Here is a 25,187-nt window from a genome sequence, read left to right on the forward strand (position 1 = left end):
AGCACGCCGTGCAGAATATCGTGCCAGAAAGCGCCGATAGAACGGTGGACATGCAACGGTTGTCCGCAATTGGCGCAATAGCGGTTGGACACAACCGCACCGCAATTGAGGCACTCCCCGCCTTCACCTCCGGTTGCCCCGAACTTCTCGTCTTCCAATGCTTTGGCGATCAGACCGCCTTCCACGGCGGTTCCCATTGCTTCCAGTTCATCTGACATAGGCCGCAGTTTTGGCCTATCCAGCCAATAAGGCAAGCGGCTTTTTGTAATCCACCCGCTATTGTGCTATATGATATATCATATCTATTTTAGGAGAGTTGATATGCGCGCCAGAAAATTGCATCTCCGCCGGAAGTCGGCTGTCAATATGCCGGATGAACCTTTTTCGGACCTCAACATCACGCCATTGATCGATGTATTGTTAGTCCTTCTGGTGATGCTGATGATTACCATCCCTGCCGTAACCCACAAAGTTTCGGTGGACTTGCCATCCGGAGCTTCCGGGACCGGCACGCCGGTGGTCAATAAACTGTTCCTCAATTCGGCCGGTACGGCAATCTGGAACGACATACCGATGGACAGCGACCGGTTGCAGACCCGGCTCGACATGATGGCCAGAGATCCCGCCAAGCCGCAGCTCCATTTCGAAACCGATGCCCGGGCCCGATATGAACGTTTTGATCAACTGGTGGCGATGATAAAGCGCGCGGGTGTTGAAGAAGTCGGTTTCGTCGGCAATCATCAATTTGCGAACTGGGACGTTCCTTGAACCGGAAACTTTTAGCCAACATCAACCTGGGCGCCAGAGATAATCTGTCGTTCACATTGGTTCGCAATCGCTACGTCTGAACCGGTCCGTTTCAGGCAATCCGCCGGCCTGACGCCCAAATCCTGAAATTTGGCCAAGCAAGAATTGATTCACCGACCACCTGCTTCTTAGTAATCTGCGCTTTTTTCCGTTCACTGGATGATGGACAATCAAAATATCCCTGACGGCAGATGACGAGCAAAATAGTTCAAGACACGCGTGTGCTGAATATTTCAGCCCTGCTGCTGGTTTCGGCCATATTCGGACTTCTTGCCTGGGGCGGGGTCAATCTGACGCGGGATGAAGGCAATATTGCTGTCGTCTGGCTGGCCAATGCCTTTCTCGTAGCGGTCATTCTCCGGTCAGAGATAAAGCATATCCCCTATTATCTCGCAGGGGCGTTTGTCTCGAACTTGGCGGTAAACCTTCTGGTGGGCGATACAGTGACCCACAGTATAACACTCGCTGCAATCAACCAGTTCGAGATGGTACTGATCTGGCTCCTGATGCGACGCTTCGGGCTAACCAGACCAGACATGCAGCAGCTTGCGGAACTTGGAAAATTCTGTCTCGCTGGCGGACTTGTGGCACCGCTGGCATCGGGGCTTCTGGCCGGAATGTTTTTTTCCGCCGGGACATGGCAGTCATTTCTGATCTCCTGGCTGCAATGGACCACCACCGATGGACTCGGCATGATTTTGCTCAGTCCGGCCGTGATGGTGGTGATTGATTTGATCAAACCAACCCAGACGCAGGGAAGCTATAGAAGCCTTTTGATCTTCAACGCCAATCGCCGGGAGTGGCTGGCGATCCAGCTATTCACGCTGGCTTCCGCCATAACGATTTTCTGGGTTCTCAGTTTTCCGGTCTTTTTCCTGGTAGCGCCACTGGTCCTGCTCAATGCGTTCAAACTGGGTACGCCCGGCACATCTGTATCCATCGTTTTGATTGCGATCGTTGTTGTCATTGCTGCGGCTTTCGAGACAGGGCCATTTTATTCCGTAGAGCTTTCGCTGACCGCCAAATTATTCATCCTGCAATTTTTTCTGCTGAGTTGTTTCGCAGTGGGAATGCCCACTTCGGCAATGCTGGCTGAGAAAGCGAAAATCCGACGCGCGCTGCGAGACCATCGCGAAGTCTCCAATTCCATGCTGGCAAACATGCATGAAGTGATTTTCCGGACAAATGGTGATCTGGAATGGGAGTTCCTCAACTCCGCATGGGAGAAACTTACCGGTCGTTCCATAAAAGATAGTTTGGGACAGAATATCGCAGACTTATTTGATATTGACGGCCTCAAGGTTCTGGAATCCCATATCGAATCTATTCGATCCGGCACCGTCAGGCGCTCCCGTTTTGAAGGCTCCTTACACCGTCAGGATGGTTCAGAAGTTGATATCGAATTGACCTTTTCGAGACTGCCCAGCGAAGATGGCAGTTTCGTCGGAATTGTCGGCAGCATCAGAGACGTGACCGAACGCAAATGGATGGAACAGAATCTGGTATCCGCCAGAGAGGGCGCCGAGAAAGCGGCTGATGCGAAGACACGCTTTCTGGCCAGCATGAGCCACGAAATCCGGACGCCGATGAACGGTGTTCTGGGGTTTGCTCAGTTGCTGATGGATAGTGATTTGCCTGCGGAACAGAAAAGTCACGCCCGGATCATACTGGAATCCGGGAACGCCATGATGCGGCTACTCAACAATATTCTCGATATTTCCAAAGTCGAGGCCGGCCAGACCAATAGCACGATCAAACCAATGTCCATGCAACATGTGCTCAAGAGTTGTGTTGGCTTGATGGCACCGATCGCCCATCAAAAGAAATTTGATCTCAAGCTGGAAATTGATCAAACCGTACCCGAACTGGTTCTCGCGGATGGTGATCATTTGCGTCAGATCATGCTCAATCTTCTGGGGAACGCAGTCAAGTTTACCAAGACCGGCGCGGTTACCGTCGCAGCCAGAGCGGACAACGCTGATGCCGGTAAAATCATCATGCACGTGATGGTCAGTGATACAGGCATCGGTATTCCCTCGGACCGGCTCGAAGCCATATTTTCACCGTTCGAACAAGCCGATACCGATACATCGCAGCGGTTCGGTGGTACTGGCTTGGGGTTGACCATCAGCAGGCAACTGGTCTCCATCATGAACGGCACTATTGAAGTCCGCAGCACGGAAGGGAAAGGAACGACGTTTCACATCCAATTTCCCGTCGGAGAACATTCTACCACATCGATCGATAAAAAGTCGCAAACGGAAAACCTGATGCCGGCCGGTTCGGGTGGTCAGATCGAAGAACCGGACGGGAGCGCTGACAACGGGAAAATTCTGGTGGCCGAAGACCATGACATCAACCAGATTCTGATTACCGAAATGATCAAGAGACTCGGCTATCAAACAGTTCTCGCGGTGAACGGTGAAGATGCGGTCGAGAAGGTGGAGGCAGCGGCCAGAGAGAACGCGCCCTTTGATCTGGTTCTTATGGACGTCCAAATGCCGGTTATGGACGGATATGAAGCGACAGAGACTATCCGGATGAACGGCCATTGCGAAGCCGAGTTGCCGATATTGGCCATCACCGCGAACGCGTATCCCGAAGATATCGACCATTGCCTGCAATCGGGAATGCAGGGGCATATTTCCAAACCGGTGATGATCGGCACCTTGCAGTCATCGCTGAAAAAGTGGATCGTAGTGGACCGGCACCATCAGCCAGAATCTCTGCAAGCAGGGATTGGCGAATAGAGAGGTACGGCGCTTGTCGAACCCCTGGCTTTCACCGGCATGGGAATGTCGAAAAAGATGCGCAATTATCCGAGCTATTGACACCAAAAATCTGTATCAGGCTCGTTATGTCAAACTCCAATGCACTTTTGGTGGCCTTGCGCCAGATCAACCGCGCGATCGATTTGCAGTCCAAAAAGCTGGAGCGGGATACCGGACAGACAACGCCGCAACTCCTGTTGTTGAAGGCGTTGGAAAAGGACGGCCGGGCAAAGCCATCGGTCATCGCCAAATCTGTCCATTTGTCCCATGCCACGGTTACGTCGATCGTCGATCGGCTGGAAAAGTCGGAAATGGTCATCCGGGAAAAAAGCGAGGACGACGGCCGATCGGTGGACATAGTTCTGACCGAAAAGGGGAGAGAGTGCGTCAAAAACGCTCCGGAAATGTTGCAGGAGGATTTTCTGGTTTCGTTATCGAAACTGGAGCCCTGGGAGCAGAATTTACTGATTTCATCTGTCCAGCGCATCGCCGTGATGATGGAAGCGAACCGGCTCGATTCCGCTCCCATTCTCGAGGTTGGCGAAATCCAGCCCTAGCCGGCTTAGGATGCGACTTCGGTCATATCCTCATCTGACGGCAAATCCCAAGGGAGGTGCCGGTCATCCAGTACGATCATGTTTTTGTCGGTAATCAATGTGCCGAGTGTTTTGTAACCCAGCAGCTGCAAAGCCGACATGGCGGGGTTTCGGGCCAGGGCCATGGTTTCATCGGACGAGAAATTAGTGAGCCCCCTGGCCAACTCCTTTCCCGATTCACTATAAATATGAATGACATCGCCTTTGACATAAGGCCCTTGAATGGACAGCACATCTTCGCGGCCGATATTCCGCCGGCCGGATTTGAAGGATTCGGCCGTGGTCTCGGTGACCACAATACTGCCTGCCATCTGCAGGCGGTCTGACAACCAGTTGGCCCAGGCGGATTCGGGCCGGTCATTGGCAAATATCTTCGTATGTGGTCTTTTGTCATTCAGGACCGACGTCACAGGCTGTTCATATTCGCCATGGGCAATCCGCGTGTCGCACCCGGCATTTTGTGCCATGTGGGCGGCTTGCATTTTTGTCAGCATCCCGCCGCTGCCCAGACTGCTTACCCCTTCGGTCACCGCGAGATAGGGAGAGACATCGGTTACTTCCTCGACCAGCCGCGCTCCGGGCTCCGAGGGGTCTCTGTCGAACAACCCCTCAACCTGTGTCAGAATGATGAGCTCGTCCGCCTGTAGCATTTGCGCGACTTTCGCGGATAGCCGGTCATTGTCGCCGACCCGGATTTCTTCCGTAGTGATTGTATCATTTTCATTGATGATGGGCATGATATTGGCATCAAGAAGCCGATCGACGGTGTTTTTTGTATTCAGGAACCGTTTGCGATCCTCGAGATCGCGCAATGTCACCAGAACCTGCGCTATTTCAAAACTATATTCATGGGCGACCTGCTTATAGGCATTGAGCAGCAACGGCATGCCGCAAGCAGCGGCAGCCTGCTTGTCCCGCAGACCGGCTGTCTCCGGCCGCTGGCCAATCATATTCAAACCCAGCGCAACAGACCCGGACGAGCATAATATGACTTTTGCACCGCCCTCCCTTAGCCGGGCGATGTCCTCCAGCAAATTGTGCATGAAAGCCCAGCGCGGCGTCAAACGTTCTGCATTGGCCAGCAGACTGGAGCCAACTTTCACAACGATTGTTTTACCTTGTACCATTTGATGCGATGCCCTTGTTGATGTACCATGGAAATAGGGATTGAACGTAGTCAGCGCAATAATTTAGCGATCAAAATATCTTATTTTGCACTAAAGCTAATAAAATGGCCATTTGCTGACTTGTTTACTTAGAATACTAAGCATATTTACAAAGCTCATTGTCACAAATAGTAAGAGATTATCTTGTCAAAAATATTACTCCTGGGATGCGGAAATATGGGCGGTGCGCTGCTAAGGGCGTGGGCCGAAAAAACCGATCATTTGTTTACCGTGGCTGATCCCGCCAAACCGGATCTGCCGGAAGGTGTATTGCAGGTGGGTTCGGTCGAGGAGCTGAGCGAGCAGTCGTTTGACTATCTCATCGTCGCACTGAAACCGCAGCTTATCGACGAGGTTCTTCCTGCCTATTTGCCCAGACTGAGCGCTACCGGCACGATAAGCTCGATCGCCGCCGGATATTCTGCCGAACGGCTTGCTGCCCAGGCACCGGGCCGGTCCGTCATCCGGATAATGCCAAACCTCCCCGCGGTCATCGGCAAGGGCGTGAGTGGTCTTTATGCGCACGGGACGGTTACCGAAACGGCATCCAGCGAGATAGAACAGCTGGCCTTGTGTTCGGGCGAAATTGTCTGGGTGGACAGCGAGGACATGCTCGATCGCCTGACAGCCGTGGCCGGAAGCGGTCCCGGTTATGTCTTCGAGATGCTGCGCGCCTATGTCGAAGCCGCAGAAGAGCTAGGTTTCAGCGAAAAAGACGCAAAAAATCTGGTGATCGGAACAATGCGGGGCGCATTGGATCTGGCGCAACAGTCCGACCGGTCGCTCGAGGAGTTGCGCAACAGCGTAACCAGCAAGGGTGGGACGACCGCCGCCGGCCTCGACGCGCTGAACGGTACAGCAATATTTTCTACCCTGATCCATGATACGCTCCTCGCCGCATACCAACGGGCCGTCGAACTTAGATAGGCGCACCGCGTCTGGAAGAACCGGCACAATCAGCGGCGCTGCTCCCATATTTGCATCATGGCCTTTTGGCGACATGGATTTTTTGCAAGCGGTGGCTTCGAACTGCCCGTCAATTTCCGATCGCAGCTGACCAGAAATCATGCCGTTCCGCTTCCGTGACGGTGACGGCACGGGCTGACCATTATCGACGATTTGGCACAAGAAACCGTAATTTCCGGCGACTGGGAGGGAACTGTTTGGTCAGTGCCGCGTAAATTATTGACATCACAAGCAGTTGGCGTCCGCCAATGCTGCAACAAGGAGAGAAACATGAATAAGGAGAGAAACATGAAATATTTCTGGAGAACACTCACCGCCGCCGCGGTTTCGGTCGCGGTTCGCACGGTTATGAAAAAGTTGCAGGACAGGTCCGAAAAAAAGCAGGCCGCTTCCGACGAAACCAATGATCCTATGGCGGCGCACCTTCAGTAGCTCGTTCACATATTGAAAAAAGGAACATAGCCAATGTTTAGCGCAGATACGCAGGTGGATCTTTTTCTGCGCTCGATTTATCTGGCTCCGCTCGCACTGCTCTGGGTCATTCTCAACGTCAGAATTGTCGGTCTGCGGTCTTTTTCCAAAATGACGGCATTTGATTTTGTCGTCACCGTGGCCGTCGGATCACTATTGGCCGGAGCGGTGACGGTCGAGAAATGGCCTGCGTTCCTGCAATCCATCGGTGCCATCAGCATGCTCCTAGCCTCCCAGTTCGCCATAGCAAAGATCCGCATCGCATTTCCGCGTGCCGTTGGAATAGCAACAAACGACCCGGTATGGTTGATGAAGGACGGTGCGTTTATCGACGAGAACCTCAAAGCCACGCGCGTTACCCGTGCCGATATCTATGGAAAATTGCGCGAGGCAAACGCCTTGAGACTATCCGAGGTCAGCGCGGTAATATTGGAATCTACAGGAGATATTTCTGTACTTCACGGCAGGCGCCCCGACCGGGACTTGCTACCCGCTCGATGACTGATCACCCAACTAGCCCTCGGTGGACATCAACCAGAGGCCGGCGATCAGAGAAGCGCTGGCCGTTCCGAACAGCAATGCCATAAGCCTTATTCTCATACCGCCGACGGGTTCGGAAGAATGCGAGTCCAGCCGGTCATAGACCCGGCAGGCCGTTCTTTGGGCCGCGTAGAAAATTACAATTCCGATCATGATGAAAAGCGTAGCAATAGCGCGGGGAAGCCACCACGGCTGGAGCGTTCCGAACAAGGCATTGAAGCCCAGCCCGATGCCGACCGCGGCCAAGCCCGTCCGGATCCATCCGGCAAAAGTGCGCTCATTGGCCATGAGCGTCCGATCTTCGGCCAGCTCCGTGCGCTCTTCCGCTCTCTCGGTCCTGTCTTCTGCCAAACCGGTGCGGTCTTCGGCAGGGTCATTGTTATTTTGTTCAGCGGTTTCGTTGTTGGGCATAGCTGTTCAACGAGCAATCGACGCTATGGTTCCCAAGGGTGAAAAACATCCGGTGCTGCATCGAGAACACCAGACACGGATCGGGGCGAAGCGGTGACCAGAAGTTCGATATCGGAAAGAAAGCAGCATCAATAAAGACGATCGGGGAACCAATGTAACCCGCAGTGCGTTGGCCTTCTGAACAATATCAAAAAGTGTCAGGAGACCATTATGAACATCTACGAGAGAATCGTGCAGGACCATGACAATCACCGGCAACTGGCTGCCCGGATCATGGAGACAGAGGGAAACAGCGAAGAGCGCAACGAGCTTTGGGAGCAATTCAAACCGGAAGCGACCGCCCATGCCAATGCCGAAGAACAAACTTTATATGCTGAACTTCTGGAAGCCCAAAAGAGCCAGGAACAGGCGCGGCATAGCGTTCATGAACATAAAGAGGCAGATGACCTGATCCAGGAGCTCGACGAGATGGACATGTCCTCGAGCGGCTGGATTCAAAAATTTGAAAAACTCAAGGACGAACTCGAACATCATATGAAAGAAGAGGAAAATGATGTCTTCGAGATCGCAAAAAAAGTTCTGAGCAGCGATTTGGCAGACGATCTCGTCGAAAAATTCGAGCAGCGCAAAAAATCGGAAATCAGTGAAATCGCCTGACTCGGGTGCGGAGTAAGGATCGCGGGCGGGTGGCGGCCGACTGCAATATAGAGCCTTTTGCAACCGTACAGGCTATGCGAAATGATCACGCGTCGACACTATAGGAGACAATAGGCCATATTTCCGGCAGGCGGCATAAATGAAGAAAATATTCGATGAATCCCGTAACTGCTGGAGAGTAGATAAAGCCGCCAGAGCTTCGGTCATCGTCGATGCCGAAAATTATTTCCGCTATTTGCGGCAGTCGATGGCAAAGGCGCGGCATCGGATAATTCTTCTCGGCTGGGACTTTGATGCCCGGGTCGAAATGCATGATACCGAGCAGAATCTGGTCGGTCCGCTGGAAATCGGACGATTTGTCGATTGGCTGGTCGATAAAAACCCGGATCTGCATATTTACATTCTGCGATGGGATACCGGGGCCATTAAATCCATGTTCCGCGGCAGGACACTCCTCACGCTGATCCGGTGGCGCTTTCATCCACGCATACATTTGAAGCTGGACCGAAAGCATCCGGTTGGCGCAGCGCAGCACCAGAAAGTCGTCGTCGTTGATGATGATACGGCATTTTGCGGCGGCATAGATATTACCGACGACCGGTGGGACACCCGTTCCCATGACGAAGAGCAACCCTGTCGCACGCCGCCCAATAACAAGGACGGCGGCCCTTGGCATGATGCCGCGATGGCGGTGCAGGGACCTGTGGCTAAAAATCTCTCCGAATTTGCGCTTGCCAGATGGTCAGTTGCCGGCGGCACTAAAATGGTGGAAGCGCAAGACAATGACTGCTGGCCGCACGAACTGAAAGCCAGGTTCGAAAATGTCGATGTCGCGATCTCGCGGACCCAGCCTGAATATGATGACAAACCAGCAATTACCGAAATCGAAAAACTCTACCTCGATCTGATCGCCAGCGCGAAACGCCACATATATGCGGAGAGCCAATATTTCGCGTCTCGCAAGATTGCGATCGCCATTGCCAAACGGCTCAAGGAAAAAAATGGCCCGGAAATTGTCATCGTCAATCCTGTCACGTCCGAAGGATGGCTGGAGCCGGTAGTGATGGATTCCAAGCGGGCACGACTTGTCAAAGCGCTCATGGACATCGATCACGAGAACAGGCTTCGTATCTTTCACGCGCTGAATGCGGCGGGGAGCCCGATATATATTCATGCCAAACTGATGATCATCGATGACCGGATCATCCGCGTCGGGTCCTCCAATATGAACAATCGATCGCTTGGGTTTGACACAGAGTGTGATTTGGCTCTCGATGCCGGTGAACCCGGAAATCCCCTCGTTCGCGAACAGATTGCCAATGTCCGCAATGATCTCCTCGCCGAGCATTTGGGGACGACGGTGGACCGGATCGAAAAAATGTTCGGGGAAACGGATTCCCTGATCGAAACCATCCAGCTTTGCCGGTCGTCTGGCACGACGTTGCGCGATTACCAACTTCCGGACTTGAATGATGCCGAAAATTTTCTCGCAGAAAATGACGTTCTGGATCCGCACAGCGCCGACGATAATTTCGCAGGTTTGAGCAGGAAAACCGGACGTGTGGCCGAGATGATACAACGGCTAAGGTCAACCCGGTCCTGATCACCGCAAGATGATCTCAGGACTGCCATAACGGCTGATAAACATCGATCGACGAATGGCCCGCTGTCACGGGCTCGCGTGGCCAGTAAAAAACCCCTGACAGCCATGGGGGACGGCTATCAGGGGTCTACTGTTTCCAGATATCAAATATCTAGACTGCCCGGGCAGAACCTTTCGGTCCGGCGAAATACCATATAATCAGTCCGATAACCGGCAGGATTATGATGAGGGCTGTCCACAGCAGTTTTGATGCGACAGATGCGCTGCTTCCCCAGACACCCAGCAGTGCCCAAATATCCAGTACCAGAATGATAAGTCCTAAGATTCCATATTCCATGATCAATTCCCTTCTTTTTTAACGAGCTTTACAAAAATTCAGACAGAGGCTTCGAGATGATCGATCAACCGACCATCCGCGCGCAATTCGCCGTTGAAACTTTGCAACATGGTTTTCGCGGTTGGCGAGAGTTCGTCATTGGCGATAGCATCGCCCACCTTGTTACGCAGATGCTCTTCGCCATCGTCCACCGCCTCGACAGCGGCTTCGTCATTGTCCTGAACTGCAGCGCTGATCGACAGGAACATGCGATGCGCCTTGGCCAGGATTGTTCCTTCATCAACAGGCTCGCCACCGAGATGGCGAATTTCGGCCTGCGCCTTGGTAACCATGCCATTTCGCGATGCTGCCCGGCGGGAGAAAAACTGCTTGAAAGTGTCGCGATCAGCGACCTCTGCAGCTTTCTCATAGCCGTCTCTCGAGTCGACCAGAGTTTCCAGAACGTCATTCAGAATGCTGATAGATTTGTCGTTTGTCATATCGTCCTCGTGATGTTGAAATTGTAATTGACCAACCTTCGAGTCCGGCAACAGTTCCAAAAAAACTTCGAAAGCTTTGCATCAACGAAGCTGCAACACAGGGAACGCACTGGATTTTGGACCGAATATTTTTTGCGCCTGTGGGGACAGTCCGCTGTCCGGTATTTGCGGATTCAGACTATGTCCAGTGCCACTGAACCGCATATCCGGTGCGGACAGCCCAACCGGCATTGCTACTGGCCAATTGTGACGAAAGAGGATAAACCCTATTTTACATTCAGATAGCAAGTAGGATCGGGAAGGGTTGCTACAACATGCCGGATGGCTTGATAACATCGATAAGCTATATAAGCACCGCGCGACCTGATTTGGCGGCTGCGGATTTTCAGAATATTCTGGATGCCGCAGTTGAGCGGAACGCGAAGCTAGACTTGACGGGTCTACTCGCTTTCAACGGACTGAATTTCATGCAAGTTCTGGAGGGCGCCCGCGACAATGTGAATTGCTGTATCCGCTTGATTGACACGGATAAACGTCACGACGGAATGGTTATATTCCGCCGGCAAGAGACAGAGTGCCGGGAATTTCCAGACTGGAGAATGGCCGGGATTCTGCTGGACGAGGAAATTTCCGATGCCAAACCCGATCTAGATGAAATCCTGGCTGGCAAGTGGGTGAAACCTGAGACGAGACAGCATTTCGAAAGCTTCAAATCCTTTGGCTCTCAAGCCGAATAGCAAGCAAAACAACTTTCTTCGCTATTGATGACTGCTCGCTAATACGCCTTTGGCTGCAATCGGGCGCGCTGGTTGCAACCAGACTGCCTTATCATTGTCGAGCGCAAGCGCGACTTTTTTGGTCGTTTTCTCGACTTTCCCGTGCTGAGCTATTCATGCCGGGTGGTCTGGAAAAGCCGCAACCCCTTCCCGGCCGCCCACTACCTCCATCATTGGCTCGATGTATTTTTTCCCGTTCAACGGTTTTACTTCTGCCTTTCGGTTCGTTCATCATGTGCGTGACCGACAAAGTGAAACCAGAATTTTTCGCGGGCAATTGGACTTTTCGGGCAAAAAATATTATGGAACTTTTTCTCCCCAACCGTGTTTTATTGTCATGAAATTTGAGAATACGAGGTCACCCTTTGCCAAATCAGGACAAAAAAGATGACGATCACGAGCAAAAACCCGTGTCGCCAGACAAGCACGCTGTCGGTTCATCCAAGAGCAGTAACGGTGTGACCATGGAGACACAACAAGCACAGGACAGGATCGGCCTGGGACTGAAGCATATGTATCAGAACGTTCTGGAGGAACCCCTACCGGACGACATGATGGCGCTTCTCGACCAGCTTGGTGGGTTTGATGACAATTCCGGAACGGATTCAGACTCTGATGAGTGAGGATAAGCCGCTTTCGGACCAGGATTTTAAAAACGAACTCGCGGAGACCCTTCCGCATCTTCGTGCGTTTGCACGGAGCTTGTCAGGAAACCCGGATACTGCCGACGATCTGGTTCAGGACACTTTGCTGAAAGCCTGGGCCGCGCGAGAGCGTTTTGTCGCGGGCAGCTCGATGCGAGCCTGGACCTTTGTTATTTTGCGAAACACCTATTTTTCACAGATGCGGCAAAACAAGTTCAAGGGCAATTATGACGAGCTGGTGGCGGAACGGATATTGTCCACACCGGCGCCGCAACAGGAACCATTGCATCTCGCCGACTTACAGCGGGCATTGATGGAATTGTCGGATGATCAGCGTGAGGCGATAATATTGGTTGGCGCTGGCGGCCATTCCTATCAGGATGCGGCCGATATCGCCGGGACCACTCTGGGTACGATGAAGAGCCGGGTTTCGCGAGCGCGTGCAACATTGCACGGAATTCTCGATGACGGACGATTTACCAAAGCATCCGAAGATAGGCGCGACTCGTCCGACACGGCGCTAGAATCGATTTTGGAAGCGGTGGACGCAGCAACGCTCTAGCTGCGGCACGCCTGGAATTCGCGCGTCACTGCGCGAAATCCGTTAAAATACGAAATAGAACACCACTACACCAAGCACCAGAACTGCCAGCGGCAAAGACCAGGCCAGCGTATGTCTGGCCATTTTCTTTGGCGTGGCCTGACGCGATTCTTCCGGTGTCAACTCGGTCATATATATTCCCTATGCATCCTGCCTTGATGGCGTGAAGAACAGCGCCTGGCTGATCGCCGCGCGAATGGCGTTGGGCTGGAACGGCTTTGTGATCAGAAATGTTGGTTCGGGACGCTCACCGGTCAAGAGCCGCTCGGGGAACGCGGTGATGAATATGACCGGCACCGTCATCTGGCCCAGAATATCCTTTACGGCATCGATACCGGAGCTTCCGTCTGCCAGCTGAATGTCCGCCAGCACCAAGTTCGGTTTTGATTTCTCGACCGCCGCAAGCGCGCCCTTATGGGTTGTGGCAGTGCCGCACACTTTATGCCCCAATCCGGTGACAATCTGTTCCAGCTCCATCGATATCAGGGCTTCGTCCTCGATAATTAAAACATCTGATCTCAGCTCGTTGTCAATTTCCAATATGGCGTCTTCCAGCAATCCGTTGATAGAGTTGGTGCCCACATCGACAATCTCCGCGACTTCATCGGTAGAAAACCCTTCCAGAGACGTCAGAAGCAAAATCTGTCGGCTGATCGGCGGAATTTTTCGAAGATGGTGCTGAACCGGATCACCTTCGTCGCGCTCCACTTCCAGGTTGGCGCTTTCCCAGATCCTGCAGAAAGCCTTGTACAACTGAACCCGCAAATTACTGCCGCCGGAAATTGTTGAGGGATCGGCTACAATGGCTTCCAGTGTAGCATTTACAAATGAATCGCCGCTACTCTGGCTGCCACTCACAGCCCGTGCATATCGACGAAGACAAGGCAGATGTGGCCGAAGTTTATCCGCTAGTGACATATAGTGCCCTCCAATTATGTCCCATATACCCAATTCGCTCCGATTGGTTCCAGCGAAATCGAAAATTTTTTGGCCTAATATTTTTAAAAGCGGGTTGGGCTGGAACCGATATATGGTTCAATGGTAGTGATAGAGTAATGTTGAAGAAACGGGGACGGCAATGGTTTCGACGAAAGCTGGCAATCTGCAACCGGACATGATTCCGTCCGGCTCGGACCCGCTCGAGCCTGAACGCCTGGCTACCCTCCACAGTTACGATATTATGGACAGCGAGCCGGAGATTGTATTTGATCGCCTTGCCCATCTGGCGGCAAATATATTCAAGGTTCCCATCGCCTCCATTTCGTTGATTGACGATGAACGTCAATGGTTCAAATCGGTGGTCGGACTCAATTTGAAACAGACAGCCCGCAAAATATCATTCTGTCGCCATATCGTCGATAGCCGTGAAGCCCTGATCGTCAAAAATGCAAGGGAAGACGAACGCTTTCGCAATAACCCTCTCGTGCTGGAAGCCCCCCACCTTTGTTTTTACGCCGGCGCCCCGCTGGTCGCCGAGAATGGGCTGGTTATCGGAACATTGTGGATCGGCGATACCCGGGCACGATCCGACTTTAGTCCATCCGACGTCGAACAGTTACAGACAATGGCCGATATCGTGATGAGCGAGCTGGAGTTGCGTCGCGAAATCAGCGCGCGCAGGCAGGCCCAGCGGCAGGCGGCGGAAGACCGGGCAAATCTCGAACTAACGCTGGCACTGAGCAACACCGCCAGTTTTGCGCTGAATCTGGTCGAGGGCAATCTTAGCTGGAGCGGCGCTTATCAGGAAGTCTGGGGGGAAGATGCCGGTGAGAAACTGGTTTCGGAACAAGCCGCATTCGAGCGCATCCACCCGGAGGACAGGGCAGATGTCAAAAAAGCTATGGCGGCGGCCGGGTTGCCGGGCAAAAGCTACGATGCCACATTCCGGATCGTGCACCCGTCCGGAAAGATCAAATGGATCCATGGCTACGGCGATTATATTGAACGGAACGGAACTGCATATCTCACCGGCCTGAACGTCGATATATCCAAGTCCGTTATCCAGCAAGAGCAGCTAAAGCTGCATACCCGGGAATTGCATCACCGGATGCGCAATCTATTCGCAACGCTACAGTCGATCATGTCTCTCACAAAAAAATCGGCGACCTCGATCGATGACTATATCGAGAGGATCCAGGGACGACTCAGAGCGTTGAACCGGGCGCAGCAGATATTGCTCGACACCAATTTCGTGACCGGATCACTGACCGCGCTGGTACAGGATCTGACACTTTCCTATCCCCGGATATATTTTGCCGGCCCGGAAATCACGCTCCCGGAAAACGCGATGGTATCAATGTCTCTGGTGCTCAACGAATTGGCGACAAACGCATCGAAATACGGCGCGCTTGCTGCGAACAAGGGAAAGATCAATGTCCACTGGTCAAAGGATGTCGTGGACGAAGAAGAATTAATCGTGCTGACATGGTCCGAAAATGGTTCATCAAAATCGATCGACGCTGTCCCCAGCTCCGGCTTTGGATCATCGCTCATCGATCATAGCGTCAACGGAAATCTGCAAGGCGAGATAGAACGCGAGTGGCGATCAGAAGGCCTGAAATGCACCATCCGCTTTCCCGTACCGGATCTCGCAGACTGACTCGATATTACTTGAGCGAAAGAATTTTTGTGATTATTGGAACCTTGTTTGCGATAGCTCGTTAATGATCTGAATCAAATGGAGGACGTGTAGAATGAAAAAGTTTTCAATAGTTGCAGTCGCAGCGGCGGCCTTGGCTCTCACAGCATGTGAAGCCAATGTCACCGAAGAAGGCGAAATGCCATCGGTTGACGTAGACGTGGCTGGCGATGCCGGCGAACTGCCAGAAATCGATATTGAAACTGCTGACGTGGAAGTGGGCACGGAAGAAGTTACAGTCGAAGTTCCAGACGTCGACGTAAAAATGCCTGCGGAAAAATAACCTCGAAAAAACCGAAAAACTGGGGCTGGGTCGTCGCGACCCGGCCCTTTTTTTTGGCTTATGAAATATTTGCGTTGATTTCGTCAGGTTGCCGGGAAATTTGACCGCGCATCTCGGGAGGGCATTTAGCGCTAGTCAAATTTCCCGGCGAAATGCAGTCCAAAACGGGGATACGTTGGACAGCTGCATTCAGAGCTCTAACTCGCGATTGCCACATTGGTTGCAAATCCGCTTGTGGATAAATGACAGAACATGCGTTGCGCATCGACAAAAGCACCATGCGTCTCTTCTGGAATTTCTAAGTTACTGAAATTCAGGAACCATGCCAGACATCGCGGTGCACTGCAGGAGGCGTCTGATAGCAAAAAAATGGTGCGCGACGCAGTCTGTAGCGAACGGGTATCGGGAGTGATTTCCCGGTTTAGCGGGAATTAACAGGGAAAATCTCACTTTTTTGGACGCTTCCTGGCTTCTAGACTGGCCATCCTACCCCAGTTTTCTGCGAGTAATGGGTCAAATTCCCCAGCAATCATAACAGGGAATTCGATATCCCATAACAGGGAAAGCTCTGACCTAATAACAGGCAACGAAAATCAGTTGCGCGGGAAAAGTTGCTGATCAGGCTGAGACCGGCTTTTGACTGAACTACGAAAAATTCTACTTGACGACGGCGCAGTCCGTCGGCATTTTCAAATCTTCTAAGGTCCAGACTCATGGTCCGCCGAAGAGCCGGCATAAATCTCTGCTGAGAAAACCAGCTTAAAAAACCAACCAAATAATTGGTCTTTTTAACCCCTTTAAACGGGAGAATTTATCATGCTGTGTTCGGCTTCAGACAAACAGAACCCCAAACTAGTTTATCGCAAAATATCTGAGTTGCGTCCTTACAATAGTAATGCGCGAACCCATTCCAAAAAACAGATTGATCAAATCGCGGAGAGCATCTCGCGCTTCGGCTTTACCAATCCGGTTTTGGTAAGCGATGATCTAGAAATCATCGCGGGCCACGGTCGGGTAAGAGCGGCTCAGCAAATTGAAATGGAGGAAGTTCCAACCATCGCCCTCTCTCATCTAACCGATGCAGAACGCCGTGCCCATGTATTGGCAGACAATAAGTTGGCGCTGAACGCTGGGTGGGATCAGGAAATTCTTGCGATAGAATTGCAATCTCTCATTGATCTTGAGTTCGACGTTGAAATCACTGGGTTCTCTGCCGCCGAGATTGATTTTACTCTAGATCTTGCGCGCGAAGCATCCTTGGACGGTAGCGATTCCGCGGAAGATCAGCTTCCCGATGCTGACGCCGTAGCCATATCACTCGCTGGCGATGTCTGGACGTTGGGTAAGCATAGATTGATTTGCGGCGATGCACGCGAACGCAGTGACTATGAATTGTTGCTTCAGGGCGAGTTTGTCGATCTAATTTTCACCGATCCACCATACAACGTCTCGATAGACGGCAATGTAACCGGCCTTGGCAAACACAAGCACCGTGAATTTGCAATGGCCGCTGGAGAGATGAATCGAGAAGAATTCGTATCCTTTCTGCAAGCATCTCTGGAACCGGCGGCCTCTGTTTGCCGCGATGGCGCCATTGATTATATCTGCATGGACTGGCGACATATTGGTGAATTATTGGAAGCCGGCGTTAAGATATTCAAAGACCATAAAAACCTCATCGTCTGGAATAAAACCAATGGCGGAATGGGAAGTTTTTACCGTTCCAAGCACGAACTGATCGCTGTGTTCAAAAAGGGCTCTGCTCCACACACTAATAATTTTGGCTTGGGAGATGCCGGCCGGTATCGGACCAATGTCTGGGATTACCCGGGTGTATCGAGCATGGGCAATGATCGTGATGAAGCGCTAGCTATGCACCCAACCGTAAAACCTGTGGCGCTTATTGCAGATGCGCTGCGCGATTGTTCGAAACGCGGCGATATCATCCTCGACTGCTTTGGCGGATCAGGTTCTACGCTTATTGCTGCAGAAACCACCGGCCGGTCCGCCCGCCTCATCGAATATGATCCGCTATATTGCGACACCATTGTGTGGCGCTGGCAGGAATATACCGGGAAATTTGCTACCCTCACTGCCGGCAATCAGACCTTTGATGAAATTGCTAGCATACGTACCCAATCACCGAAGATGGAGGTGGCACAATGAGTCAGAACGAAAAACCACAACCGAGCTAACCGATTGGCTACGGCAATCCGCCCCAAGGAACTCAGTTCAAGAAGGGACAATCTGGAAATCCCAAAGGACGACCAAAAGGGAACAAGCCGAATCCCAGAAGCAGCAGCTCGTTGCTCGATTTGAACGCTTTCCCGAAACTACTGAAAGCAGAAATGGAAAGAATGCTCGTTGTTAAAGAGAACGGCCAGGCGATTAAGATAACCGTCCTCGAAGCTGCGGTGCGCTCAATGGGAGTCTCCGCCGTAAAAGGAAGCAGGCTGGCGCAGCGTGATCTGATAAACTTGGTGAGAACAACTGAAAAGGAAAAGAACGAAATTCTCCGAGCAGAAATGGCTATAGTATCAGACTATATGGCCCATTGTGCGGTCCAAACCGAGATGGCCAAGGAAGCTGGATTGCCTGAGCCAGAATTTATTCCTCATCCAGATGATGTAATTATAAATCCTGAAACTGGTGAGATGGGTGTAAACGGCCCTGTCACACCGGAGGACAAAGCAAGATGGGATTCGATGCTCGAGAATCGTGATAACCATGCAAAAGATGTTCAATACTGTAAAGCAGAAATCATCAAAGAAACAGAACCGGAGATGCGTGATGCGTTTCTCCAACATTTGATTCATGCGCAGAAATCATTCGATATTATCAATGACAATGTGCCTAAACGTTACCAAACCGGGTTGGAATATCGCTCACGTAAAGATGGTTCTTCACAGCCCGGTGATCAAAAGAGAAAATTCTGGCCAGGAGAAAATTGACTAGCGGGCTTCTGCTTGCGGGGCTTCGCGAATGTTGGTTGACCCCAACTGGGTGAAAACCTGCCGGTCAGCTTGCGCCCCAATATCGGACGCTCGCATTGGTCCGGCCTAATGTCTTATGGCGCAGTAGCGGGCATTGCTGACACACAGGCCGGCGACACCAGAGCCAACAAAAACGACTTCAATTTCATTGGCTGGAAATGAACTCATTCAAGGGCGCTTTAAGATCCTAACTTGCCGGTTGGAAAGACTTCGAAACAAACTGCCAATGAGCAAAGACCCGATAGCAACAGCTATTGCGGTCGGGATGAGGACCGCATCAAAATTTCCATAGGCGTCGAAAGTTCGACCAAATGTAACGGGCCCGAAGGCAGCGCCAAGATACAGCACAGCCATCGCTGCGCCGAACGTCTTGTTGTAGAGCGCGGGTCCGAAAATTTTGTTGATCAGGTAAGACAGAACGTCGAATTCCACTCCGGTGCCGAAACCGGCTAGCGCAATCGCCAAAATTATCATGCTCGCGCTCAGATTTTCGCCAGACAGGACCACGAAGGCGAGCGAGAGAGAAAGAATGAGTATTGCACCAACAAGACTTGGATTAAACTTATCCAGCAGATAGCCACCGACAATGCGGCCGATGATTACAAAGACGCCGAATAAGGTTGCGGCGATGACAACGACACTGGCGCTGCCGCCGGAACTTCCCAAGACCAGTTCCATATTTGTGATGAGACCAGGCACTGCAAAGCCGATTGGCAGATAGGCGATCGCGATCGCCCAGAAACGCCAATCGGCCAGCACCTGTGCGAAAGATCCAGCTGCTATTGTAGGCTGATCTTCGATTGTCGGTGCCTCACCTGCTTCGGGTGTGCGGAACCAAATCAACACAAGCGGCAAAACAACTATTAGGGGAAGTAGTGCAAGGCCGACATAGGCGCCGCGCCAACCGAACTCTGCAATCAATCCGGCGCTGATCGGTTTCAATAATGCGCCGCCGAGACCCGTTCCAAGCAGGGTAAGCCCGAGGGCGAGACCCAGCCTTTCATGGAACCAGCTTGTGACCATTTTTGTCCATGTCAGTGGCAATGTGCCAGCGCAACAGGCCGCTGTGATTCCAACCAACAAGTATAGAAAGATAATTTGGTCCGACAGAAACGCGTGAAGAAACAGCGATATTGATGCCAATATGATCGAGCAAAGAGTAACAATCCGTACGCCAAATTTGTCAGACAATATGCTGACGATCGGCAAACTTACCAAAGTGACAATGATCGATATCAGTGAGCCGAGCTGGATGGCACCATGCGACCAGCCAAAAGTGTTGGATAGTTCGGGCGCAAGCGTTCCAACCGAATAGAGAAGGATATTGGTTCCGCTGAAAGCGACTCCCAGCATCGCGGTTAGAACTATTTTCCAGCCAGCTGAGAATTCATGCATCGCGTTTATATTCCCTCAAAAAATTCCGGCTCCATCGGTGCCAGCATGGCCTTGGCCTCATCAGACAGGTCCCCGCAAACCGTGCGCCTTTTTACAACGCGGAGTTCGTCCAGCTGCAAGCGGAACGCCGCGTAGTTCGAGCCATGAAAAATGGCTGACTGCATGGAATCATATTCTTCGACCAGGCGAAGCGAATTGGTGTCGGTGTTGATAAACCAGTCATAGCGCAGTGTTCCAGGCTCGGTGGCTGCAACATGTTGCTTCAGATCAGCTACGACCTGCCGGAGTTCACCTTCCTTTCCCGGAAGGATGTCTGATTCAACTAGGAACAAAATATTGGATGACATCGAAGTTTCTTTCGCGTGAGTGGTTTTCAAATCGAAGGGACGTCTTTTGTCATTGAGCCATTAGTCCACCATCGATCACGATTTCCGTACCGGTGATGTAGCTGGACTCATCTGATGCAAGGAACAGCATGGCATTGGCGACGTCGGCCGGCGTACCCATTCGGCCAAGCGGCGTTCTGTCAGCAAACTGAGCGCGCATTTTCAGAATCATCTCGTCCTGAGCGCCGCCTGCGGTCATTGGTTGCATGACGCCCGGGTGGATGGAATTGGCGCGAACGCCTTTGGGTCCATATTCTACTGCGGTCGCTTTTGTGAAAGCGCGAACTGCGCCCTTTGAGGCATGGTATCCGGGGTGCCCTCTTGAACCGAGAATGCCGTAAACAGATGAGACATTTATGATGGAACCGCTGCCTCTCTCAACCATTTTGGGGATGGCAGCGCGCGTGCCGTAGAATACGCTGTTGGCATTCACATCCATTAGCTGTTTCCAATTGTCTAGGCTATTTGTGTCCATCATTCCCAGATTGCTGATGCCGGCATTATTGATGAGCACGTCCAGTTTATCGAATGTTTTGCAGGTGAATTCCACCAGCGCGCTCCAGTCATCCGGTGAAGTCACATCGGCTTTGAAATACTCGACTGTTCCGCCGTTGGCGCTGATGTCCTGAGCGACCTGTTGCCCGCCTGCTTCAGAGACATCAGCGATTACAACTGCCGCCCCTTCGCGCGCAAAAATACGCGCTGCTTCCGCACCAAAGCCGCTACTGCCACCGCTGATGATGGCCACGTTGTTTTTCAATCGCATAACAGAATCCCTAATTCAAAATCTTCGCATAGGCGCGAGTTGCTCCCGCGAAAAACCGCTTAATCATGGCGCTAGCCAAGCGCAAAACCAACGATCAATTTAGCGGCTTCGATGACCATTTCGCGCTGCTCTTTTGGATCCATATAATGGGTGGCATCGAAATAATGATGCCCGGTGAAACGATCGCCCATGGCATCCTCCCACTGACGCAAATAATCAGGATGTGCCCGGTGGTCGCCTTTTTGAACGATGCTGAGGACAGGAATGGTGGTGCGCGCCATATCCTTTGGCCCATCAGCCTGACTGATGTCGGTTGCCCATTGGCTAAGCCAGGAACGCAGGCTGCTGAAACGACCCAGACCATTGCCAGCCAGATTCATCGCGCGAATTGCCTCCACGTCGCCTTTGAAATCAGAGGTTTCGGAAAACATGTAAGGATCAGCATTGGTCCGGTGCACGACAAAGGCTTCATCAGCTTCCGGTCCATATTCAGCTTCCAGCTTGGCGAGGCGCATCTTCACCCAGTCTGTAATCCGCTGCATGCGGGCGGCTTGCCCGGTTCGAATGCGGGCAACGAACTCATCGGAAAATGGCGGCCCGTTCTCAGGGTTGAACACATCCAGGGCCGGATCGGTTTTGCTGAGATCATTCTCGTCAAGCACTGACGCATCAAGGACATTGCGCAGCGTTTGTGATCTGCCCAGATGATGGCCGAACAAGACTAGCTTGTCCGCGGGCGGTAGATGCTCGGGCAGTAAGCCGCTAGGTCGGCCATCGGGCAGATGTGTTGCGGTCAGATTTTCTGCCTGCGCCTGATAAAAGCAAAGCAGCGATGCCCCGCCTGAAAAGCCGAGCAGGATAATTTTTTCATAGCCGCGCTCTTTCAGGAAACGCACCGCAGTGCCTACATCCTGCGCACAGCGTTCCATGTTCAAGGTCGCATCACTACCTAAAAAGCGCGTGGCTATTGCAAGACTGGGCAGGCCCATCGCTTTCATGGGCTCGAACATATAAAAGCCCGCGACAGGGACTGTCGGATGCGAAAAAATGGCTATTGTCTTATGCGCCGGCACGCCATCATCGGGCTCATATAGATCGACCCTGACGGTAGGATTATTGTTCACCGCTGGCGGATACACCTCGAACGGCAGACCCTTTTCTCCTGCAAGCAGGAATGATTGCATGGGGAGCGCCTTGACCGCCTTCATAGCCCTATCCCTTCAGACGGTTTTTTCTTGATATGCTCGACCAGTGCATTTGAAGGCTTGAGCGGCGAACAAGTATCGACGCTTACTGCCGTCAGTTGTCGCCTTGCCTCGGGCTTCCGCATCATATTGAACATTTTCCGGATGTCTGCAGAAGGCCCATGCAGCAACCCTTGGGGAGCATGGGAGAATATGCCCGGCGGCAGCATCGGATGGTGGTGAATGAATACCGTCTCATCATAGTCAATATTACGATGATCTGAGGGCAATTCTTCGCTTGTCAGGTCTGCGACCGCCATTTGCGGCAAGAAGGTAACGACCATCATCCTTGGCGTTTCAAACGTTGCCCATGAAGACGGGGCCAAATGAATGCGGTCAGATCCGACCGGGATGATATCACGAATGTTGATTTTGAGCGGGAAGAGATCGCCTTTCCAACCGATCAGATCGATCGGATTATTGGGATAAAAGGCAGAGGAATATTCGCCGCCATGCTTGATCCGCAATTCCCACTCGTCCTGTTCAGGCCAGCCATAATCGACGACATCGGGAACAGTGATAAGCGTTGGGTCGAATGGCACATGCCGGCCGACTTGTTCATGCTCCGCAAAATCGATCGGCAGCGCAGATTCGGTGACGTAAAACAAACCATCATCCGTGGTCGGCAAATGGCGGAAAGTTGTGCCCTTAGGCAGCAAAACATAGTCTCCGGGCTCATATTCAATCGGGCCAAATTCCGTTGCAAAAACGCCCTCGCCGCGGTGAACAAAATATAGAAGATCTCCGTCAGTATTGCGATAGGCATATGGCATGGCTTCAGCGCGCCGGCTCAGGCCTACTTGCAAATCTTCATTGGAGGCCAGGGTAGTGAAGTCTGCCCTTGCATCGGTCAGATCGTCCGTCACAAACTCGGTCGTCAGCGCGCTGCGAACGCCAAGATTGCCTTCTATCCTGATCAGCGCATTGGGCGGATTCTTGTGATAAAGCATAGCAGCAGGACCGGAAAAACCCTGCCTGCCAAAAAGCTCCTCAAACATCGTTCCTACGGTTCCTACGCGCGCCTGTCGTGTCGTTTTGCCGCGCACATGCTGTATCCAGCTCTTCTTCACCTGACCTCAACTCCTAAAACTGATTCGGGATATAGAGCGTCAGGTATGCCAAAATGGCATGAGTGTCAATTTTTGCTCATTTGGTCCTTGGTCGGCAGTCTCTTCAAAATTCCAACGGTTTCAAAAGCGCCTCCAGCCCTTCGTTGCCTGGCAAATTGATGACACAAAGGGCGTCTGCCAAGTCTTTAACCGCCGCCTTGATACGGTCGCGCAGATCGCTGCGGGGGTCTTGCTGCCAGGCGGATATGGCGCAGTCAAAAATAGCCGAAGTCAGCCAGGCTATGGCCTTTGCGCGTCGAGCAGGACCCTCTGCCTTGATATGCGGGGTCAGCAGTTCCTCCAGCATCTCACGTTGCATAGCCCGCCAGGCAGCCCTGCGGTCGGTAAAGTTCGTGGATGTCAGCCCCCGCTCCAGGCGCTTTCGGTTGACCTTGTCTGCAGAAAAGACAAGTGCCTGCTCGATTGTTCCCATAAGAGCTGCATTCTCGGGAGAAAGCCCCTCATCCAGCCTTCGCTCGATGAAGTGGCGCTGGTCCTCGACAGCGCGCCGGACATCGAGATAAATCACATCGTCCTTGGTCTCGAAATAGCGGAAAAATGTCCTGACCGAGATATCGGAATTTTCTGCAACTTGCTCGATCGTCGTGGCTGCATAGCCGCCACCTTCCTCACCGCCATTTGCTTCAAACAGTTCCGTCGCAGCCTCGATAATTAGCCGCCGTTGCCGTTCGCGACGGCGCTCGGCTGGCGACATTTGTGGGTTTTTTGGAGTCATATTGGTCGTCTTATTGCTCCATATGCCTGGCGCTGATGAATGGTTCGAGTCGGAGATATGGGAGTAAGCCATTCTGGCACCAATGCCAAACATGCACGACATATACTTAGATACACAGTGCTTGTTTTCAGTTAGCTGTTTTCGTCAAAACCAGAAAACCTGGTGTCCGCTTTCCTCCCGTTCGCGATCTAAACTGGACGGACTGCTACCGGAGATGAGATGTTTATTCAGCAGTGGTGAAAGGCATGTGGGCCAGAAGCCTAGCGCGAAATGACCCTGCAGATAGCTTGGTGAATTAGCTCTCAGTATCTCTACTAGATCAGGCGAAGCCGGATAACCGGCTAGCAACGAGCTGGATGAAGCCGAGAAACCTGGTTGAAACTCGGAACGTCAAGGATTTTCGGTCAACTGGCCCGTTTCATTTAAACGATCCGGCTTTTGCCCTTGCCCCAATATTTGTCGCGCAGTCCCGTTTTGTAGAGTTTACCCGTCGGCAAGCGCGGCATTTCCTCTATGAAATCGATGCTCTGCGGGCATTTCATTTTCGCCAAATGGTCATGGCAATGGGCGATTAATTCTTCGGCCATCGTTGCATCTGTGGGTTCACCCGGCATCATCTGGATGACCGCTTTGACCTCTTCCCCCAGGTCGACATTGGGAACGCCAAACACGGCGGCATCCGATACCTTAGGATGTTCGATCAACAGGTTTTCGCATTCCTGAGGATAGATGTTCACCCCGCCCGAAATGATCATGAAGGTCTTGCGATCGGTCAGATAGACGAAGCCGTCTTCGTCAATATAGCCCATGTC

The 25,187-nt window shown here is 52.2% G+C and carries 28 protein-coding genes and 2 pseudogenes; 16 read left to right on the forward strand and 14 right to left on the reverse strand.

Going from position 1 to position 25,187, the window contains the following annotated elements; all coding sequences use genetic code 11:
• Positions 1 to 218, reverse strand: a pseudogene (locus WBM93_RS00765) (hypothetical protein); the annotation flags it as partial.
• A 103-nt stretch (positions 219 to 321) separates the two neighbouring features.
• Here WBM93_RS00765 and WBM93_RS00770 point away from each other — a divergent pair.
• From WBM93_RS00770 to WBM93_RS00780, 3 genes are all read left to right on the forward strand, one after another.
• On the forward strand, positions 322 to 768 hold the full coding sequence (locus tag WBM93_RS00770) for an ExbD/TolR family protein (RefSeq protein WP_424427185.1): 447 nt from the start codon (positions 322 to 324) through the stop codon (positions 766 to 768).
• 260 nt (positions 769 to 1,028) lie between these two features.
• Positions 1,029 to 3,557 (forward strand): ATP-binding protein, encoded by a 2,529-nt coding sequence (locus WBM93_RS00775; protein WP_424427187.1) that lies wholly within the window; start codon positions 1,029 to 1,031, stop codon positions 3,555 to 3,557.
• 107 nt (positions 3,558 to 3,664) lie between these two features.
• A complete protein-coding gene (locus tag WBM93_RS00780) occupies positions 3,665 to 4,135 on the forward strand; it encodes a MarR family winged helix-turn-helix transcriptional regulator (RefSeq protein WP_424427189.1) in 471 nt (156 codons plus the stop codon).
• A gap of 5 nt (positions 4,136 to 4,140) precedes the next feature.
• On the opposite strand, the gene proB is transcribed toward WBM93_RS00780, so the two are convergent.
• A complete protein-coding gene (gene proB, locus WBM93_RS00785; RefSeq protein WP_424427191.1) occupies positions 4,141 to 5,301 on the reverse strand; it encodes a glutamate 5-kinase in 1,161 nt (386 codons plus the stop codon).
• A gap of 183 nt (positions 5,302 to 5,484) precedes the next feature.
• On the opposite strand from proB, the gene WBM93_RS00790 reads away from it, so the two are divergent.
• The 3 genes from WBM93_RS00790 to WBM93_RS00800 all read left to right on the forward strand — a co-directional run bounded on the left by WBM93_RS00790 (position 5,485) and on the right by WBM93_RS00800 (position 7,278).
• A complete protein-coding gene (locus WBM93_RS00790) occupies positions 5,485 to 6,267 on the forward strand; it encodes a pyrroline-5-carboxylate reductase family protein (RefSeq protein WP_424427193.1) in 783 nt (260 codons plus the stop codon).
• A gap of 309 nt (positions 6,268 to 6,576) precedes the next feature.
• Positions 6,577 to 6,738: a hypothetical protein gene (locus WBM93_RS00795; protein WP_424427195.1), complete on the forward strand. Its 162-nt coding sequence runs from the start codon at positions 6,577 to 6,579 to the stop codon at positions 6,736 to 6,738.
• Positions 6,739 to 6,771: 33 nt separating this feature from the next.
• Entirely contained in the window at positions 6,772 to 7,278 is a 507-nt protein-coding gene (locus tag WBM93_RS00800; RefSeq protein ID WP_424427197.1) for a DUF421 domain-containing protein, read from the forward strand.
• A gap of 12 nt (positions 7,279 to 7,290) precedes the next feature.
• Here WBM93_RS00800 and WBM93_RS00805 read toward each other — a convergent pair whose 3' ends face one another.
• Positions 7,291 to 7,728 carry a YidH family protein gene (locus WBM93_RS00805; RefSeq protein ID WP_424427199.1) on the reverse strand — a complete coding sequence of 146 codons (438 nt, stop codon included), beginning with the start codon at positions 7,726 to 7,728 and terminating at the stop codon, positions 7,291 to 7,293.
• Positions 7,729 to 7,938: 210 nt separating this feature from the next.
• On the opposite strand from WBM93_RS00805, the gene WBM93_RS00810 reads away from it, so the two are divergent.
• Positions 7,939 to 8,385, forward strand: a complete 447-nt coding sequence (locus WBM93_RS00810; RefSeq protein WP_424427201.1) for a hemerythrin domain-containing protein — start codon at positions 7,939 to 7,941, stop codon at positions 8,383 to 8,385.
• A 139-nt stretch (positions 8,386 to 8,524) separates the two neighbouring features.
• Positions 8,525 to 9,988 carry a phospholipase D-like domain-containing protein gene (locus WBM93_RS00815; RefSeq protein ID WP_424427203.1) on the forward strand — a complete coding sequence of 488 codons (1,464 nt, stop codon included), beginning with the start codon at positions 8,525 to 8,527 and terminating at the stop codon, positions 9,986 to 9,988.
• Positions 9,989 to 10,139: 151 nt separating this feature from the next.
• Here the strand turns inward: WBM93_RS00815 and WBM93_RS00820 are convergent, their stop codons facing one another.
• Together WBM93_RS00820 and WBM93_RS00825 are read right to left on the reverse strand one after the other, a co-directional pair.
• Positions 10,140 to 10,325 carry a PLDc N-terminal domain-containing protein gene (locus WBM93_RS00820; protein WP_424427205.1) on the reverse strand — a complete coding sequence of 62 codons (186 nt, stop codon included), beginning with the start codon at positions 10,323 to 10,325 and terminating at the stop codon, positions 10,140 to 10,142.
• A 38-nt stretch (positions 10,326 to 10,363) separates the two neighbouring features.
• Positions 10,364 to 10,804, reverse strand: coding sequence for a ferritin-like domain-containing protein (locus WBM93_RS00825; protein ID WP_424427207.1), 441 nt, complete (start codon positions 10,802 to 10,804; stop codon positions 10,364 to 10,366).
• 314 nt (positions 10,805 to 11,118) lie between these two features.
• Between WBM93_RS00825 and WBM93_RS00830 the strand changes: the two are divergent.
• The 4 genes and pseudogenes from WBM93_RS00830 to WBM93_RS00845 form a co-directional block, all read left to right on the forward strand.
• Positions 11,119 to 11,397, forward strand: a pseudogene (locus WBM93_RS00830) (BLUF domain-containing protein); the annotation flags it as partial.
• Positions 11,398 to 11,403: 6 nt separating this feature from the next.
• Positions 11,404 to 11,541 carry a hypothetical protein gene (locus tag WBM93_RS00835; RefSeq protein WP_424427237.1) on the forward strand — a complete coding sequence of 46 codons (138 nt, stop codon included), beginning with the start codon at positions 11,404 to 11,406 and terminating at the stop codon, positions 11,539 to 11,541.
• A 404-nt stretch (positions 11,542 to 11,945) separates the two neighbouring features.
• The gene (locus tag WBM93_RS00840; protein ID WP_424427209.1) at positions 11,946 to 12,203 is read left to right on the forward strand and encodes a NepR family anti-sigma factor; all 258 of its coding nucleotides are present in this window, start codon (positions 11,946 to 11,948) and stop codon (positions 12,201 to 12,203) included.
• Entirely contained in the window at positions 12,196 to 12,786 is a 591-nt protein-coding gene (locus WBM93_RS00845; RefSeq protein WP_424427211.1) for a sigma-70 family RNA polymerase sigma factor, read from the forward strand. The genes WBM93_RS00840 and WBM93_RS00845 overlap by 8 nt, the downstream gene beginning before the upstream one ends.
• A 42-nt stretch (positions 12,787 to 12,828) precedes the next feature.
• Here the strand turns inward: WBM93_RS00845 and WBM93_RS00850 are convergent, their stop codons facing one another.
• Both WBM93_RS00850 and WBM93_RS00855 read right to left on the reverse strand, forming a co-directional pair.
• Positions 12,829 to 12,957 (reverse strand): hypothetical protein, encoded by a 129-nt coding sequence (locus WBM93_RS00850; RefSeq protein WP_424427213.1) that lies wholly within the window; start codon positions 12,955 to 12,957, stop codon positions 12,829 to 12,831.
• 9 nt (positions 12,958 to 12,966) lie between these two features.
• Positions 12,967 to 13,743 (reverse strand): response regulator, encoded by a 777-nt coding sequence (locus WBM93_RS00855; RefSeq protein ID WP_424427214.1) that lies wholly within the window; start codon positions 13,741 to 13,743, stop codon positions 12,967 to 12,969.
• 160 nt (positions 13,744 to 13,903) lie between these two features.
• Between WBM93_RS00855 and WBM93_RS00860 the strand changes: the two genes are divergently transcribed.
• The 4 genes from WBM93_RS00860 to WBM93_RS00875 all read left to right on the forward strand — a co-directional run bounded on the left by WBM93_RS00860 (position 13,904) and on the right by WBM93_RS00875 (position 18,697).
• On the forward strand, positions 13,904 to 15,424 hold the full coding sequence (locus WBM93_RS00860) for a sensor histidine kinase (RefSeq protein WP_424427216.1): 1,521 nt from the start codon (positions 13,904 to 13,906) through the stop codon (positions 15,422 to 15,424).
• 94 nt (positions 15,425 to 15,518) lie between these two features.
• Entirely contained in the window at positions 15,519 to 15,746 is a 228-nt protein-coding gene (locus WBM93_RS00865; RefSeq protein WP_424427218.1) for a hypothetical protein, read from the forward strand.
• A gap of 816 nt (positions 15,747 to 16,562) precedes the next feature.
• Positions 16,563 to 17,912, forward strand: a complete 1,350-nt coding sequence (locus WBM93_RS00870) for a site-specific DNA-methyltransferase (protein WP_424427220.1) — start codon at positions 16,563 to 16,565, stop codon at positions 17,910 to 17,912.
• Between the two features lie 32 nt (positions 17,913 to 17,944).
• On the forward strand, positions 17,945 to 18,697 hold the full coding sequence (locus tag WBM93_RS00875; protein WP_424427235.1) for a DUF5681 domain-containing protein: 753 nt from the start codon (positions 17,945 to 17,947) through the stop codon (positions 18,695 to 18,697).
• Between the two features lie 210 nt (positions 18,698 to 18,907).
• On the opposite strand, the gene WBM93_RS00880 is transcribed toward WBM93_RS00875, so the two are convergent.
• From WBM93_RS00880 to WBM93_RS00910, 7 genes are all read right to left on the reverse strand, one after another.
• Positions 18,908 to 20,134: an MFS transporter gene (locus WBM93_RS00880; RefSeq protein ID WP_424427222.1), complete on the reverse strand. Its 1,227-nt coding sequence runs from the start codon at positions 20,132 to 20,134 to the stop codon at positions 18,908 to 18,910.
• Between the two features lie 5 nt (positions 20,135 to 20,139).
• A complete protein-coding gene (locus WBM93_RS00885) occupies positions 20,140 to 20,481 on the reverse strand; it encodes a putative quinol monooxygenase (RefSeq protein ID WP_424427224.1) in 342 nt (113 codons plus the stop codon).
• A gap of 49 nt (positions 20,482 to 20,530) precedes the next feature.
• The gene (locus WBM93_RS00890; protein ID WP_424427226.1) at positions 20,531 to 21,286 is read right to left on the reverse strand and encodes an SDR family NAD(P)-dependent oxidoreductase; all 756 of its coding nucleotides are present in this window, start codon (positions 21,284 to 21,286) and stop codon (positions 20,531 to 20,533) included.
• A gap of 71 nt (positions 21,287 to 21,357) precedes the next feature.
• On the reverse strand, positions 21,358 to 22,470 hold the full coding sequence (locus WBM93_RS00895; protein ID WP_424427228.1) for a hypothetical protein: 1,113 nt from the start codon (positions 22,468 to 22,470) through the stop codon (positions 21,358 to 21,360).
• Positions 22,471 to 22,490: 20 nt separating this feature from the next.
• On the reverse strand, positions 22,491 to 23,528 hold the full coding sequence (locus WBM93_RS00900; RefSeq protein WP_424427230.1) for a homogentisate 1,2-dioxygenase: 1,038 nt from the start codon (positions 23,526 to 23,528) through the stop codon (positions 22,491 to 22,493).
• 175 nt (positions 23,529 to 23,703) lie between these two features.
• The gene (locus WBM93_RS00905) at positions 23,704 to 24,375 is read right to left on the reverse strand and encodes a TetR family transcriptional regulator (protein WP_424427232.1); all 672 of its coding nucleotides are present in this window, start codon (positions 24,373 to 24,375) and stop codon (positions 23,704 to 23,706) included.
• Positions 24,376 to 24,797: 422 nt separating this feature from the next.
• Positions 24,798 to 25,187 (reverse strand): AMP-binding enzyme (locus WBM93_RS00910; RefSeq protein WP_424427234.1); only part of this gene is annotated, 390 nt, incomplete at its 5' end.

It is taken from the genome of Parasphingorhabdus sp. (assembly GCF_049667325.1).
Taxonomy (GTDB): domain Bacteria; phylum Pseudomonadota; class Alphaproteobacteria; order Sphingomonadales; family Sphingomonadaceae; genus Parasphingorhabdus.